General features: G+C 56.4%; 14 protein-coding genes. 8 read left to right on the top strand and 6 right to left on the bottom strand.

Translation table 11 applies throughout. From position 1 onward, the window contains the following. Nucleotides 1-66 precede the first annotated feature (66 nt). Nucleotides 67-1,290: an RsmB/NOP family class I SAM-dependent RNA methyltransferase gene (locus MIM_RS08450; RefSeq protein WP_144084737.1), complete on the bottom strand. Its 1,224-nt coding sequence runs from the start codon at nt 1,288-1,290 to the stop codon at nt 67-69. A gap of 282 nt (nt 1,291-1,572) precedes the next feature. Then, nucleotides 1,573-2,250 (bottom strand): phosphoribosylglycinamide formyltransferase, encoded by a 678-nt coding sequence (purN, locus tag MIM_RS08445; protein ID WP_025372317.1) that lies wholly within the window; start codon nt 2,248-2,250, stop codon nt 1,573-1,575. A 49-nt stretch (nt 2,251-2,299) separates the two neighbouring features. Here purN and MIM_RS08440 point away from each other — a divergent pair, with 49 nt between their 5' ends. From MIM_RS08440 to MIM_RS08405, 8 genes are all read left to right on the top strand, one after another. After that, nucleotides 2,300-3,265 (top strand): bifunctional riboflavin kinase/FAD synthetase, encoded by a 966-nt coding sequence (locus tag MIM_RS08440; RefSeq protein WP_025372316.1) that lies wholly within the window; start codon nt 2,300-2,302, stop codon nt 3,263-3,265. Then, nucleotides 3,255-6,122 carry an isoleucine--tRNA ligase gene (gene ileS / locus MIM_RS08435; protein WP_025372315.1) on the top strand — a complete coding sequence of 956 codons (2,868 nt, stop codon included), beginning with the start codon at nt 3,255-3,257 and terminating at the stop codon, nt 6,120-6,122. The genes MIM_RS08440 and ileS overlap by 11 nt, the downstream gene beginning before the upstream one ends. Then, complete coding sequence (gene lspA / locus MIM_RS08430; RefSeq protein WP_025372314.1) at nt 6,115-6,633, top strand: signal peptidase II; 519 nt, start codon at nt 6,115-6,117, stop codon at nt 6,631-6,633. Before ileS ends, lspA begins: the two co-directional genes overlap by 8 nt. Further along, nucleotides 6,630-7,847, top strand: coding sequence for a bifunctional phosphopantothenoylcysteine decarboxylase/phosphopantothenate--cysteine ligase CoaBC (coaBC, locus tag MIM_RS08425; protein WP_025372313.1), 1,218 nt, complete (start codon nt 6,630-6,632; stop codon nt 7,845-7,847). The genes lspA and coaBC overlap by 4 nt, the downstream gene beginning before the upstream one ends. 33 nt (nt 7,848-7,880) lie before the next feature. After that, complete coding sequence (locus tag MIM_RS08420) at nt 7,881-8,504, top strand: DedA family protein (RefSeq protein ID WP_025372312.1); 624 nt, start codon at nt 7,881-7,883, stop codon at nt 8,502-8,504. Nucleotides 8,505-8,559: 55 nt separating this feature from the next. Continuing rightward, complete coding sequence (locus tag MIM_RS08415) at nt 8,560-9,063, top strand: hypothetical protein (protein WP_025372311.1); 504 nt, start codon at nt 8,560-8,562, stop codon at nt 9,061-9,063. After that, entirely contained in the window at nt 9,060-9,506 is a 447-nt protein-coding gene (gene dut / locus MIM_RS08410; RefSeq protein WP_025372310.1) for a dUTP diphosphatase, read from the top strand. The genes MIM_RS08415 and dut overlap by 4 nt, the downstream gene beginning before the upstream one ends. A 134-nt stretch (nt 9,507-9,640) precedes the next feature. Then, nucleotides 9,641-10,642, top strand: coding sequence for a Bug family tripartite tricarboxylate transporter substrate binding protein (locus tag MIM_RS08405; protein WP_025372309.1), 1,002 nt, complete (start codon nt 9,641-9,643; stop codon nt 10,640-10,642). Nucleotides 10,643-10,811: 169 nt separating this feature from the next. On the opposite strand, the gene MIM_RS08400 is transcribed toward MIM_RS08405, so the two are convergent. The 4 genes from MIM_RS08400 to MIM_RS08385 all read right to left on the bottom strand — a co-directional run bounded on the left by MIM_RS08400 (nt 10,812) and on the right by MIM_RS08385 (nt 15,935). Beyond that, entirely contained in the window at nt 10,812-11,969 is a 1,158-nt protein-coding gene (locus tag MIM_RS08400) for an ABC transporter substrate-binding protein (RefSeq protein WP_042070103.1), read from the bottom strand. Nucleotides 11,970-12,060: 91 nt separating this feature from the next. After that, the gene (locus MIM_RS08395) at nt 12,061-12,717 is read right to left on the bottom strand and encodes a PqiC family protein (RefSeq protein WP_025372307.1); all 657 of its coding nucleotides are present in this window, start codon (nt 12,715-12,717) and stop codon (nt 12,061-12,063) included. Next, entirely contained in the window at nt 12,714-14,567 is a 1,854-nt protein-coding gene (locus MIM_RS08390) for a PqiB family protein (RefSeq protein ID WP_025372306.1), read from the bottom strand. The genes MIM_RS08395 and MIM_RS08390 overlap by 4 nt, the downstream gene beginning before the upstream one ends. Before the next feature lie 90 nt (nt 14,568-14,657). Continuing rightward, on the bottom strand, nt 14,658-15,935 hold the full coding sequence (locus tag MIM_RS08385) for a paraquat-inducible protein A (RefSeq protein WP_025372305.1): 1,278 nt from the start codon (nt 15,933-15,935) through the stop codon (nt 14,658-14,660). Nucleotides 15,936-15,937: the final 2 nt, after the last annotated feature.

Raw genomic sequence — 15,937 nt, 5'->3', positions numbered from 1 at the left:
CCATGTATTTCTCTATTTTAAGACCATTTTAGCAACAACGGGTTCCCTAATCAGTACATTTACCGATTACTTGCTGCGTTCCAGCACCGCGGCAAAAAAACCGTCGGTACCGTGAACGTCCGGACGCAGCTTCAGATAAGGGGTTGTCATAGCAAGATCAGGGCACTTGTCGGCCAGTACTTCCTGGGCATTGAGCAAGGTAAATTCCGGATGAGCCGCCAGGAAGGCCTCAACCTGCTGTTCGTTTTCCTGCGGCAACAGGCTGCAGGTCGAGTACACCAGCCGGCCACCCGGTGCAACGCAGCGGGCCGCACTTTTCAGAATGCGCGCCTGCAATTCAGTCAGTTCCTGCACGCTGGCCGGAGACTGGCGCCATTTCAGATCAGGATTGCGCCGCAAGGTGCCAACCCCGGTACACGGGGCATCTACCAGCACTTTATCGGCCTTGCCCGCCAGTCGCTTCACCCTCGTATCATTTTCGTTCGAGATGGCAATGGGCGTCACATTGGATAAACCGCTGCGGGCAATACGGGGTTTGGCTTTAGCCAGGCGCGCCGCCGATACATCAAAGGCGTACAGGCGACCGGCCGAACGCATCAATGCCCCCAGCAGCAGGGTTTTACCGCCAGCGCCGGCGCAAAAATCAATCACCATATCGGTACGTTTTGGCCCCACCAGCAATGCCAGCAACTGGCTGCCTTCATCCTGCACTTCCAGCGAACCGTTTTCAAATAGCGCCCAGCGGGAAATGGCGGGCTTGCCATTCAGTCGGATACCCCATGGAGAATACGGCGTTGGCTGTGGATCGAAGCCGGCCACCGGGCTATCCTGCAATTGTGTCAGAACCGTATCGCGGTCGGTCTTGAAGGGGTTGACGCGCAGATCCAGCGGCGCCTTGGTATTGAGCGCAGCTGCCAGGCTTTCGTACTGGTCCAGCTGACGCATATGCTCATATAGCCAGTCCGGCAGACTACTGCGGATTTCCGGGGCCAGCGAAGTTGGGTCTATGGTGTCCATGCGCATCAGCCAGGTTTTTTCTTCTTCAGAAAGCTGACCGGCAATCGCGTCTTTACCTACCACCGACGCCAGCCCCAGAATCGCCAGTCGTTCCAGCGCTGGCCCGGTACCGCTTTCAGCGTATTGCCGGTATCGGCGCAAATGGCGCAAGACGTCAAAGACGGACTCGGCCACTTCATTGCGGTCGCGCCCGCCCAGTGATTTGTTGGCCCGGAACCAGGCAGACAGCACGGCATCGGCCGGATGTTTCCATTTGAGCACTTCATTGAGCACGTCGCGAATTTGCCCCAGGCGTATCGTGTAAATGCCGCGCTCGCGCGCACCGGACTGCGACGCACGCGGCGAGCGACGGGTGAAATCGGGTCTGACAGAACGGCGTCCTGTATCTTTTCTAGCGGATTCAATTGTCATCATTTTTGCCTGATTGAACGATATGTCAAATGAGGTATATCAAGAGTGAAATATCCGGTGTCGACATTAAAACATCGATCTACCGGTATTCGCACGCGCTGTGCCGACTATCGGGAAGGGCTGGGCGCCGATAATCGCACGATATCAACCGACATATTCCGTGTCTGTGTAAAACTGCTGTAATGGCAGTTTTTGTGTAAAGCCTACTTTGCCCTGCTCATCCAGAAAGACTGCTTTCTGCACCAGCCAGCGCATGACCTGAGGATAGAGCTTATGCTCCATGCTCAATACCCGGTCGCCCAGGATCTGGGCGGTGTCATCTGCCATCACGGGAACGACTGCCTGCGCAATAATGGGCCCCTGATCCAGTGCAGGAATGACATAGTGTACGCTACAGCCATGAACCCGTACGCCGGCATCCAGCGCCTGCTGGTGAGTATGCAATCCGGGAAAGAGCGGCAGCAGTGATGGATGAATATTAATGAGCCGGCCGGTGTAATGTTGCACAAACACATCGCTTAAAATGCGCATGAACCCCGCAAGCAGCACCAGGTCGGGCTGATAGCGATCAATGCAGTCGGCCAGCGCCTGATCATATTGGGCGCGGGTTTGCCCGCCTGCCGCATCATACACCAGTTGTTCAGTTTGCAGACCCTGAGCCCGCGCCCATGCCAATCCTTCGCTGTTGGCACGATGCGAAATGACGGCGCTGATATTGACGTTACTCATTTGGCTTGCGGCATGCGCCAGGGCTTTCATATTGGAGCCACGCCCGGAAATAAGAATGACGATCCGGGTTACCGCAGGATTTGTTGGTTTCAACTGAACACTTCCGTAATGCTTACAAGTATAAAATTGTAAACTGTATGGCGTGAAAAATCCTCTCCAAATCTCCCGTCAGGCATTTGCCTCGGCTGCCCAAACCGGCAGCGCCCTTACCATTGGTAATTTCGATGGTGTGCATCTGGGTCACCAGCAATTGCTCTCGCATGTCGTGCAAACGGCAAGCAGCAAGGGGCTGGTGCCATCAGTGATGACATTCGTGCCCCATCCTCGTGAATACTTCGCCCTGCGCGAGCAACGGCCTGAACTGGCGCCCACGCGCGTTTCAACGCTGCGCGACAAAGTCCGCGCCCTGTCCTGTTGTGGCATCCGGCATATTCATATCCGGCGCTTTGACCAGGCCTTTGCCCAGCAAACGCCCGAGCAGTTCATCGAGGATATCCTGGTGCGGCAACTGGCGGTCAAGTGGCTGTATGTGGGCCAAGACTTCCGTTTCGGCAGCAAGCGCCGGGGCGATATTGCCCTGCTGCGCGAAGCCGGTGCCCGTTTCGGCTTTGAAGTGGAGACGCTGCGCGATGTACTGGACTCCAGCGGTATTCGCTATTCCAGTTCCGAACTGCGACATGCACTGGCCTATGCCGATATTGAACGGGCCGGCGAATTTCTTGGCCACCCGTATCAAATCAGCGGTCATGTGGTGCATGGGCGCAAGCTGGGTCGAACCATCGGCTTTCCAACCCTCAATGTCCGGGTTATGCCGCGCTGCGCCTTGCGCTCGGGTATCTATGTGGTGCGGGTTAATGGACTAACCGACGAGCCGCTGGCAGGGATTGCCAGTCTTGGTGTGCGCCCGACAGTCGAAGAGGACGGACAAGTCCTGCTGGAAGTACATATTCTCGATAAAAACGTAGCCGCATACGGTAAACTTATTACAATAAGCTTTTTGCACGCCGTGCGGGACGAAGAAAAATTCCCCGATTTACAAACTCTGACTGACGCTATCCGCCACGACGCGGACGTTGCTCGCAACTACTTTGCTGTCCATGGATTATAAGAACACCCTGAATTTGCCTGAAACCCCCTTTCCGATGCGGGGAAACCTGCCCAAGCGCGAACCCGGCTGGGTTCGTGAATGGGAAGAAAAGAATGTGTATCAGGCGATCCGTCAAGCCTGCGCCGGTCGCCCAACCTACATTCTACACGACGGGCCCCCGTATGCGAACGGCGATATTCATATTGGCCACGCGGTCAACAAGGTTCTGAAGGACATTATTCTCAAAAGCCGTACCATGGCAGGCTTTGATGCGCCTTACGTGCCTGGCTGGGACTGCCACGGTATGCCCATCGAAATTCAGATTGAAAAAAAATACGGCAAGAACCTGCCGGTCGCAGAGGTTCAGGCAAAGGCACGCGCCTATGCCCTGGAGCAAATTGACCGCCAGCGGGCAGACTTCAAGCGGCTGGGCGTACTGGGCGACTGGGAAAACCCGTACCTGACCATGAACTACGGCAATGAAGCCAACGAGCTGCGGGCACTGGCACGCATCATGGAAAAAGGCTACGTGTTCCGTGGCCTGAAGCCAGTGAACTGGTGCTTTGACTGCGGCTCTGCCCTGGCAGAAGCCGAAGTGGAATATGCGGACCGCAAGGATCCGGCCATCGATGTGGCCTTCCCCTTTGCCCAGAAAGAAAAACTGGCAGCCGCTTTTGGTGTCGATAGCGTAGAAGATGGTGCCGTCGTTATCTGGACCACCACGCCCTGGACCATTCCATCCAACCAGGCCCTGAACGTACACCCTGAAGTGGTCTATGCTCTGGTGCGCCTGAACGAACCGCTGCCTACCGGCCCGTTGCTGCTGCTGGCCAAAGATCGCGTACAGCCTTGCCTGGAACACTGGCAACTGCAGGGTACCGTTATCGCTGAATGTAACGGACAGGCGCTGGACCATATTGCGTTCCGCCATCCGCTGGCAGCGGTTGACACGGGCTATGACCGTCTGTCTCCGGTCTATCTGGGAGACTATGTCACGGTTGATGCCGGTACCGGCATTGTGCACTCTGCCCCCGCCTATGGTGTAGAAGACTTCCAGTCCTGCAAGGCCAATGGCATGCCGGATACAGACATTCTCAGCCCGGTCATGGGCGATGGCAAATATGTGCCTTCCCTGCCCCTGTTCGGCGGCAAAACCATTTGGGAAGCGAACCCGGACATCGTCAAGGCAATGCAGGACGCCGGCACCTTGCTGCACGTGGAAAATCATAGCCACAGTTATATGCATTGCTGGCGTCATAAAACGCCTATCATTTATCGTGCGACCAGCCAGTGGTTTGCCGGCATGGATCGCCAGCCCAATGACGGCAGCGCGACATTGCGCGAGAAAGCACTGGCAGGCATTGATGCCACCGGCTTTTATCCAGCCTGGGGCCGTGCCCGCCTGCATGCCATGATCGCCAACCGGCCGGACTGGACCCTGTCACGCCAGCGCCAGTGGGGTGTGCCCATGGCGTTTTTCGTGCACAAGGAAACCGGCGAGCTGCATCCGCGTACGATCGAGCTGCTGGAACAGGTCGCGCAGCGCGTGGAAAAACAGGGCATTGAAGCATGGCAGGCGCTGGATCCGGCAGAACTGCTGGGCGACGACGCTGTCCATTACGAGAAAAACCGCGACACGCTGGATGTCTGGTTCGACTCGGGCACCACGCATTTCACGGTCCTGGGTGGTAAAGATAACGCCACTACAGGCTCCCATTCCGATACCCTGCGCTGGCCGGCTGACCTGTACCTGGAAGGGTCTGATCAGCACCGTGGTTGGTTCCACTCGTCTCTGCTGACCTCATCCATGCTGTTTGGCGAGCCGCCCTACCGCAATCTGCTGACCCATGGCTTCGTTGTTGACGGTCAGGGACGCAAGATGAGCAAATCAATGGGCAACGTGATTGCGCCGCAGAAGGTGTCTGACTCTCTGGGCGCTGAAATCATCAGGTTGTGGACCGCTTCTACCGACTATTCGGGCGAACTGTCTATTTCCGACCAGATTCTCAAGCGTGTTGTTGAAGGCTACCGCCGTATCCGCAATACCCTGACGTTCCTGCTGGGCAATCTGAATGACTTTGACGCCGCAACCGATATGGTGGAACCCGGCAAGCTGTTCGAGGTTGATCAGTATGCGCTGGCGCTCACGCAGGATATGCAAAAAGAAGTGACCGCCTATTATGACGACTTCAATTTCCATCCGGCTATGGCGCGTCTGCAGATTTTCTGCTCCGAAGACCTGGGTTCGTTCTATCTGGATACCCTCAAGGATCGCCTGTACGTCACCGAACGTAACAGCCTGGCCCGGCGCTCAGCCCAAACAGCCCTGCTGCACATCACGCTAAGTCTGACCAAATTGCTGGCGCCGGTCTTGTCGTTTACTGCCGAAGAGGCCTGGCAGGAACTGCAGAAATCCACGCTGAAGAACACCGACAGTGCCAACACCGTGACGATCTTCACCGAAGTATTCCACACCCTGCCCGAGGTTGCCGATCACGCAGCACTGAGCAAAAAATGGCAGCGCATTCTGCAGATTCGCGCCGAGCTGAACAAGCAGCTGGAAGATGTGCGCAGTGCCGGCCGGATTGGTTCGGCGCTGCAGGCCGAGGTTGACATTTTTGCTGACGGGCTGGATCTGGAATACCTGCAAAGCCTGAACGATGACCTGCGTTTTGTCTTTATCGTGTCACGTGCCACCGTGCATGCCGGCGTACCGGGTGAAGGCGTTAATTTCACCATCACGCCGTCCGAACATCGCAAATGTGAACGCTGCTGGCACTACCGCGAGGAAGTGGGCACCATTGCCGGCCATCCGGATATCTGCTCGCGCTGTGATGACAATCTGCATCATGGTGGCGAGGACCGGCACTATGCATAAGGCAGAACAGCCGGCGGTACGCGTTGTACCGTATATGATGTGGATTGCGCTGGCACTGGTGCTGATCGGTGTAGACCAGATCAGCAAACAGTATTTTGAACAGCATTTCGAGTATCTGCAGCGCGTGAATGTGCTGCCGGTCTTCGATTTCATTTTGATCTACAATCAGGGTGCCGCCTTCAGCATGCTGGCAGAGGGCACTGGCTGGCAGCGCTGGTTTTTCCTGCTGCTGGGTCTGGCCGCTTCGGCCTTCATTCTGTTTTTGCTGCGCAAACACCGCGAGCAGCGGCTGTTCTGCCTGGCGCTGGCGCTGATACTGGCCGGTGCACTGGGCAACGTCATAGACAGAACGGTCTACGGACACGTGATCGATTTTCTGTTGTTTTACTGGAACGATGCCTATTTCCCGGCCTTCAATCTGGCCGACACGTTTATAACCATCGGGGCCGTTCTCCTGGTCCTGGATGAACTGCTGCGTTATCTGCGCAACAAAAGGGAGCAACAGACATGAGTCCGCTTTCCGGCAAGCGTATCCTGATCGGCGTCACCGGCGGCATTGCCTGCTATAAGGCCGCCGAACTGGTACGCCGGCTGCAGGATCACGGTGCAATCGTCACCGTTGCCATGACGCACGCAGCGACCCAGTTTGTCACGCCCACCACATTCCAGGCACTGTCCGGCAATCCGGTATACACCGAGACGCTGGACGACCGGATGGAAAACAGCATGGCGCACATTAATCTGAGTCGCCAGGCCGATCTGATTCTGATCGTACCGGCCAGTGCCGATTTCATGGCCAAACTGGCCCATGGTCTGGCAGACGACCTGCTGGCCACGGTATGCCTGGCGCGCGGACTTTGTCCGCTGGTGGTGGTACCGGCCATGAACCGGGAAATGTGGGGCCATCCGGCAACCCAGCGCAATGCAGAACAACTACGCAATGACGGGGTCAGGCTATGGGGACCGGCCAGCGGCTCACAGGCCTGCGGCGAAGTGGGCGATGGCCGTATGCTGGAACCCGAACAGATCGTCTATGAAACGCAGGCTTTTTTTCAGGGCAAGGCGCTGGCCGGCAAAAACATTCTGGTTACCGCCGGCCCTACGCAGGAAGATATTGATCCGGTGCGCTTTATCAGCAACCGCTCTTCAGGCAAAATGGGTTACGCGATCGCTCGTGCCGCCTGGGAAGCCGGCGCACGTGTAACGCTGGTTTCGGGACCAACGGCGCTGGATGCGCCCTATGGCGTTGAGCGCATCAATGTAAAAACGGCCCGGCAAATGCATGCGCATGTGATGCAACTGGCACCGGAGCAGGATATATTTATCTCTGTTGCCGCCGTGGCAGACTGGCGCGTTAGCAATACCCAAACACAGAAAGTAAAAAAAACCGGTACCCAAGGCGGCCTGGATCTGGCGCTGACCGAAAATCCGGATATTCTGGCCGAAGTAGCTGCGCTAGCCAACGGTCCATGGTGTGTGGGTTTTGCCGCTGAAACGGAAAACCTGCACGAGTATGCCGAAGCCAAGCGCCAGCGCAAGAAAATTCCATTACTGGTTGGTAATCTGGCCCAGGAAACCATGGAATCGGATCAGTCTCGCATGGTGCTGTTCGACGATCAGGGCAGCCATCCCCTACCTGTGCTGGATAAACTGGATGCCGCCCGGCGGCTTGTCGCAGAAATCGCCAATCGCACCGTCAGGCCAGGCGCGTCCGGAAACCTTTAATCGCCGCTCCAGACTGCGTCATCCGGATCGCCGATGCAACCCTATATTGATCAGATTCTTGCATTCATCTCCGTGCATCAACAGTGGGCGGGGCCGATTATCGGCCTGGTCTCTTTCGGAGAGTCGCTGTTGATTGTCGGGCTATTTGTGCCGGCAACGATCATTCTGCCGCTCACCGGCGTATTGATTGCCAACGATACGCTTGAGTTTACCGGCATCCTGCTTTGGGGAGTAGCGGGCGCCATCCTGGGCGATGCCGTTTCTCACTGGATTGGCAGGGCCTACGGCCCCGCCCTGCTTAAGAGCGGCATCCTGCGCAAGCGCCGACGCTCGGTGGCACGCACCCGTCTGCTGTTTTATCGCTATGGCTTTCTTGCCGTCTTTGCCGGTCGCTTCATGGGCGCATTCCGCTCGCTTATCCCGGGCATGGCTGGCATAATGAAGATGCCACAGGGGCGGTTTCAGCTGGCCAATGTATTGTCCGGCGTGATCTGGTTCCCCTGGCTGCTGCTGCCGGGGTATCTGGGTGTGCGCGGTGCCGACGCACTGGGCGTCACGGGCAGCGCCGCCATCCTGGCCCTGCTGGCAGTGATATGCATTGTCGTTATCGTTTCAAGACGCCGACGGGCGGCGCGCCCGCCGCAGAAAAAGCAGTGAGACCAGCGCAAGAAAATGCAGCTATCCACGCAATGACAGCCAATGGAGCGCAACCATGAATATGGACTACAAGGAACCCAGAAATGGCGACTTTGCCAGTTACGTAGAAGAACTGAGCCGCCATTTTGATATGAAAGAACAGGCGGTGAACCCGGATTTTTCTTCGGGCTTCCCCTCGCAGTTGGTTGATGCCACAGCGCGCAATAATCGCAAGGCGGCGCAAGCCGGTACGCAACGCAATGCTGCCCGCGCGGCGGCCGTAACCGACAATCAGGCAGATACCAGCTTTCCCGTGCCAGCCAGCGGCAAGCAACATGCAGGATTCGACACGCGTCCGGCGGCACCCGCAAAACGGCAGGGCAAGTCCTTTCCCAGTCTCGTGGTGCTAGGATTGATCATCATGGCGATGTTCATCGTGGCCAGAAGTGTCAACCCGAACGCGGACGGCGTGGGCGGGCCGCTGATCTTCATTCTGGTGATTCTATTTATTATTTTCAGGCGGATCCGCAATGCCGCCAAACGATTTCCCACTTCAGTCAATACCAAGAAGCAAACATGAAACTTGATGTCAAAATTTTAGATGAGCGCATGCGCGACCAGCTACCTGCCTATGCCACTAGCGGTTCGGCCGGGCTGGATTTGCGTGCCTGCGTCGATCAGGAGCAAACGCTGGCGCCTGGCGCCTCGCTGCTGGTACCCACCGGCATTTCCATTTACGTGCAGGATCCTCGCTATGCAGCGATGATTCTGCCACGCTCCGGTCTCGGACATAAAAGCGGCATTGTGCTGGGCAATCTGGTTGGTTTGATCGATGCCGATTATCAGGGCCCCCTGATGGTATCGCTCTGGAACCGCAGCCAGACGCCTTTTGTGTTAAAACCCATGGAGCGCGTCGCGCAACTGGTTGTTGTACCCGTCATGCAGGTCGAGTTCAACGTCGTCGAAGAATTTACACAAAGCGAACGCGGCACCGGTGGTTTTGGCAGTACTGGCAGCCACTGATCCGGCTGCAGCATTGGCGGGCGCCGTGACGCCTATCCAGCGCATCGCCCGACACGGACGCCAGCCGTCCGTCGCCGGAACTGCGCTGGCGTAGATAGCTTTACGATACCGCCCCTTATTTTCCAGGAAAACAAATGAATCAAACTAAACGAACGCTGTTAAAAAGCGCACTGGCCGCCCTGATGGGCGTTACGCTGCTGCAACCGGTTATGGCTCAGGAAAAATCGTATCCGACCAAGCCCATTACCTTTGTAGTACCGTATTCTCCCGGAGGCCCGCTTGATGGCGTAGCGCGTCTGCTGGCCGAACATGCAGGCAAGACACTGAAACAAACCATTATTGTGGAAAACAAACCGGGGGCCGGCGGCAATATCGGTGCGGCCATGGTAGCCCGTGCCAAACCCGATGGCTATTCCATCGTTATGGGTGCGGTTGCCACGCACGCCATCAATCCGTGGCTCTACAAAGGCCTGAATTTCGATCCGGTGAAGGATTTCGAGCCCGTCTTGCTGGTGTCTGAAGTGCCCAACGTATTGGTAGTTAGCACCGCCTTCTCGGACAAACATAACATCAAAGATGTCGCCTCCCTGCTGGAATACGCCAAAAACAACCCGGGCAAACTCAATTATGCATCGGGTGGTAATGGCAGCGCGGGCCATCTCGCCGGCGAACTGCTCAAGCAGCGCACCGGTATTGATGCGGTACACGTTCCCTATCAGGGTGCCAGCCCCGCCAAGCTGTCTTTGCTGTCCGACCAGACTCAGTTCATGTTCGATAACCTGGCCTCTGCCCTGCCGATGGTCAATGACGGCAAGGTTCGTGCCCTGGCGCTCACCACCAAAGCCACGTCGGACATCATGAAAGATGTACCAACCATGGAAGCATCGGGTATCAAGGATTTCGATATCAGCACGTGGTTCGGTATTTTTGCCACCGGTGGCACACCGGCAGCGGTTGTGAATACGTTGCACGATGCATTTGCCAAGGCGATGGATGACGAGGCCGTAAAAAAACAATTGCTGACCATGGGCTCGGATACCAAACCATCGTCGCCCGAGGAATTTGCCGCGAAGGTCAAAACTGAAATGGCAAAATACAAAGAGATCGTCAGGATCTCTGGTGCCACAGCGCAGTAATCAAGAAACAGATGGCTGATCTGCCGGAAAATGAATACCGGCATGCCAGCCATTATTGTCGGCATGAAAAAAGGACTGCATCCTTTCTGATAGAACGATGCAGTCCTGCTTGCCGCCCGTTTACCTTGTCACACGCGCACCGCGCTCTGGCATTGCGTCATTGCCTGCATTATTTTTCTGCAGCGTACTGGAAGCGGCCATCTTCAATTTTTCCCATAACACGGGCGCGATCATCAAAGCCCTGATGATCCTTGGCTGAAATATTCAATACACCATTGGGTACAATGAGTTCTTTGGTGGACTCAATCGCATCGCGCAAGGCACTGCGAAACTGCGGCGTACCGGGCTGCGCTTTTTGCTGCAGCGCCTGCTTCACCGCATTATCCAGCACCATATACGCCCCCCAGGCATCGCCGGCAAACTGAGTGGCTGAATTGGCGCCGTATTTAGCCTCATATTTCTCTGTAAATTCGCTGGCCACTTTCTTTACCGGATTGCTGTCCGGCAGTCCTTTGGCAACCACCCCCGGACCGGTAGGGAATAAAGTGCCCTCTACATCTTTGCCGCCCACCTGCAAAAATTCCAGCGTTCCAATGCCATGAGTCTGATAGATCACCCCTTTATAGCCGCGTTGCTTGAGCGTTTTTCCAGGTAACACGGCCGGTGTGCCTGAACCGGCGATCAGAACGGCATCGGGTTTGGCTGCCATCAGCTTGAGCACCTGTCCGGTGACCGATGGATCGGTCCGCTGATAGGACTCGCGGGCGACCACATCAATTTTTCCGGCCGCCAGATTCGAAAACTCTTTCCACCAGTTTTCACCATAGGAATCGGCATAGCCGATAAAGGCAATTTTCTTGAAGCCCTTGCGAACCATATCTTCCACCAGTACCTGGGCCATCAGGCTATCATTCTGCGGCATCTTGAAGGCCCAGTGGCGGCCCGGATCGTCCGGCGGCGTCACAATGGCTGCTGAAGCGGCCAATGCGACCATAGGCGTCTGGGTTTCCTTGAGAACATCCAGAATCGCCAGTGCCGCCGCAGTGGTATTGGGGCCTACCAGCACATCGATTTTGTCTTCCGAGGTCAGCTTGCGCGCGTTGCGCACTGCTTTACTCACATCAGTACCGTCGTCCAGCACGATATATTTGGCCGGTTCACCACCCAGCGTTTTGGGCCACAAATCAATCGCGTTACGCGACTGAATGCCAATGGCCGCTGCCGGGCCGGTACTGGAAAGCGTGATGCCCACGGTTACGTCGGCAAAGGCCAGTGGAGTGAGTGTTGCGGCAAGTATGCCGGCAAAGACGGACGTTTTCAATTTCATGAATAAACCTCTGGAAAAACAATGTATCCTGCGTCGTCGCTGCTGCCGGACCACAAGGTCCCCGGCTGGCAACGCAGGAAGTGGTCGCATTCTAACCCGAATGACATCCCAGTGACTGGATCTGTGCGCCATCGTTTGCGCGTACCTGTGTACGGCCATCGATCGCACCAGCGATCACATCGGACAACAGGGCCAGCGCCTGCGACTGGCTCTGCACGAGGGAGTCGACACCACTGCCAGCCTGAACCTGAATCCTGGTCTGGCAAACGCGAGCCGATTGGGTACCCATGCGGACCGGATTGATGCGCCAGGTGACGTCAATCACAGCGGCTTTGTTCAGGATCATATCAAAGCGATGAAAAGTAGTCTGTATCAGCCAAACCGGCAGCTTTTGTTCGCTGCCTGCCAGGCCTTGCACATTGATGGCCCCGAGACGACTCACCAGGTTTGCCGATAGCGTTTTCTGGATTTCATCCTGTAGCGAACCCGCCCAGCGGGAACCGTTAAGCGGCGCCACCGCCGACGAATCCGTTGAACTGCGAACCATCAATTGCGGTTTATACACGACATCGGGAATGGTCACGTCATGCAGATTGACGCCATAGCGCGCCGTGCCCTGCACGTTGGCCGGATCGCTGGCGGCCAGCGTGTAATACTGCGTGGGGGCAGAAGCGCAGGCACTAAGCGTGGCAGTAACGGCGACCAGCGCCAAAGGTCGCAAAAGGGCGGACAAACTACGCGTTATCATTGACTTTCCTTGAACGGGATATTGTCTTGCGAACGACCCCGGATCAGTGAACTGGGTTCGGCCTGTAGATAGTCGCCCAGGCTGCGAATAGATTTGGCCGCCCGCGACAGTTCCTTGATCATGCCATTGAGCTGCAGCATGACCGGACTTTCGTCTGACACCACACCACGGACACTTCCCATGGTTTTATTGACGCCATCCAGTGACCGACCCGCTTTTTGTACCGTGGTTGTGAGCGCCGGCACCATGGTGGTGTCCAGGGTGCGGGCCAGTTTGGAAATGCTTTGCAGGGTTTCATCAAGCGAATGACCAATCGAATCGATCGGCAGATTTTTCAGCTTTTCAACAATGACATTCAGTTGCTGCTGCAATTCATCAAAGCTACCCGGCACGGTAGTGACTTCCACTGGCAGCTTGCTCACATCAGGCACCGCCGGCTTTTTGGCTATCTCAGGGAAATAGTCCAGCGCCACATACAGCTGGCCGGTAAAGATATTGGCAAAACGCAATTGCGCCTGTATACCGCTACTGACAAATTCCTTGAGCGCGACATCATGCTGCACTTCGCCATGTTTATCCATCTGCTGTGCTTCCGGTATGGCTGCGCCCAGGCGATTTTCATAGATCACACCATCGACAATCACCGTGGTTTTTTTGGTAGCCATATCAAATTCCATGGAGATGTTCCTGACCTCTCCCAGCAGAATACCCTTGAAATCGATGGCCGAGCCGGTCTGCAATCCCCGCACGGACTTGTCAAATTTCATGCGTATCGGAAAGGCAAGCCCATCGGGTTTGGCCAGCGCCTTGTCTTCGGTCGGACTTAGTGCAAAGCGCGTCCCGTCCGGCGCCGGCTCGGGCTCAGGCTTTGCATCACCATCCTGACGGGGCAGCTGACCGAAAGAAATACCACCAGCCAGCACGGACACCAGGGACTGGGTTTTCAGATTGAGGCCGCCGGCGTTCAGGGACAGGTCAACACCACTGGCGTTCCAGAAACGGCTGTCTTTGGTCACAAACCGGTCATAGGGCGCGTCAACAAAAATCTGGACCTCGACACCATTGCCATCTTTGCTAAGCGTGTAATTGATCACCTGCCCTACTTCCAGACGGCGGTACAGGACCGGCGAACCCAAATCCAGGGAATTCAGACTGGGGGCGGTAATGGTAAAGCGCTTGCCGGGACGGCCGCTGACCAGTTCAGGCGGCTTTTCCAGCCCGACGAATTCGCTGCTGGATTTGATCTCGGCCTTAGATGAATCATCGATATCCACACCAATATAGGCACCGGAAACCAGTGTTCCCAAGCCGGAGACACCGCTGGCTGCCAGGCGCGGCCTGACAACCCAGAACCGGGCGCCCTCACGCAACAGAAACTCGGCATTCTGCTTGAATGCGATTTTCACCAGAACCGAGTTATGGTCATCGGTGAGCGATATATCAGTCACGGTGCCCACCACAACATCTTTGTAGCGCACCTGCGTTTTGTCAATTTCCAGGCCTTCTGCCGTCTTAAAGGTCACGGTGGCAATCGGCCCCTGCTGCATATAGCCTCGTACCAATAGTGACAGTCCGATGATTGCCGCAATGAGAGGCACCAGCCAGATCCATGACACATTCTTGTTCTTCTTTTGCGTAATGACCGGCGTTTTGGCGATGATCGGGTTGGGCTGATTGGGCGACCTGCCCTGATTGCCTGCCTGCGCATTGTTCTGTGCGGCAGCGCTCTGCCCTTTTGCCGCATCATCAGCGGCGCGCCCGCCTGCAGGCGCCTGGCGGTCAGCCGGCGTCGCTCCGCTGCCCGATTGGTTTTCGGGGGCGTCCGATGATGGCAGATCTTTTTCAGACATCTAATGCTCCTGCCGACAACTGGTTCAGTAAACTATGCATTCTATAGAAATAACGTGAGTCCGTTCCTGACTGTTCTGGTATTACAACGGCTATGAAAACGTTGGCGCAGTGGCTGCCGGCTGATAGCCCGGCTGTTCGATATCGTCGTCCACTTCATCCCAGCCCTTGCGTATATCGAAATTCATGGTCGCAATCATGGTCACCACCACTACCATGCCAAAGGCTGCCGCGCCGATCGCCGGCGTGACCGACATGAGCGGACCGAAGCTCACCAGCGACGTAAGCAGGATGACCACAAAGACATCCAGCATGGACCATTGACCGATCAACTCTACTGTTTGATACATTCGGGTGTATCGCATCATCGTATCACGACTACCGTGCGCCGAACGGCCGATCAAAATGCCCAGAATGACAATTTTTGTGAGCGGCACAACAAAGCTGGCAATAAAGACAATCAGCGCCAGATCCCAGGAACCCAGATTCCACAATTCCAGTATCCCGCCCAATATGGTATGAGAAGACGTACCACCCAGCACGGTGGTGTTGACCATCACCGGATAGAGATTGGCCGGAAAGTACAGAATAATAGCGGTCAGAAGGATGGCAAGCGTGCGCGTTCTGTGCGCCGGTTTGCGAAAATGCACATGATGATGGCAGCGCTGGCAATGCCCTTCCGAATCTGCGCTCATCGTGACCTGGCCGCATATTTCGCAGTCCAGGGGCACGTGCGCCTGGTCGATGGTCACCGGTAAATTCTTTACGGCACCATCCTGTTCGGCCAACAGCCAGATGCGTTCCGAATTGAGCTTACTCAGGCCGGTCAGCAGAAACGTGAGCCCCGCATAGGCCCACAGGCCGGCGCCGGGCGTCAGGGAGGCCATATCGGCCAGTTTCACGATGGCGACCAGGGCTCCCAACATAAAGACCGGGACCATCGCCCACGGACGCACCACATGCAGCCAGCGGCTTAACTGATTAAGCCCAGGTGCGCGCTGGCCCTTGCGCGAAAACGCCAGCAGCCAGGCCAGAATCAGAATGTCCAGCAGCGGCATCAGGAAACCGGTGGCAAAACACATAATGGCAACGCTGGGATAGCCGGCACGCCAGGTAGCGGCGACGGCGTCCAGAAAGGTTGAACTGCTTTTGAGGCCGACCGCCGAGATGGTGCCCACCGGCATCACATTGGCAATAATGAAGGCAATCAGCGAAGTCAGGACCAGCGCCAGCCAGGCCGAGCTGTTGAGCACCCCCTGCGACCACAGGATTGTGCCGCAACGAACGCAAGAAGCGCGCTGGCCCGAGACCAGCGCGCTTCGTTCATGCAGTTGCCCGCAATGATGGCAGGCGATGTAATTGCCCGTCATAC

The organism is Advenella mimigardefordensis DPN7 (assembly GCF_000521505.1).
GTDB classification, from domain to species: Bacteria; Pseudomonadota; Gammaproteobacteria; order Burkholderiales; family Burkholderiaceae_B; genus Advenella; species Advenella mimigardefordensis.
This window is presented reverse-complemented; position numbering and strand designations above follow the sequence as displayed.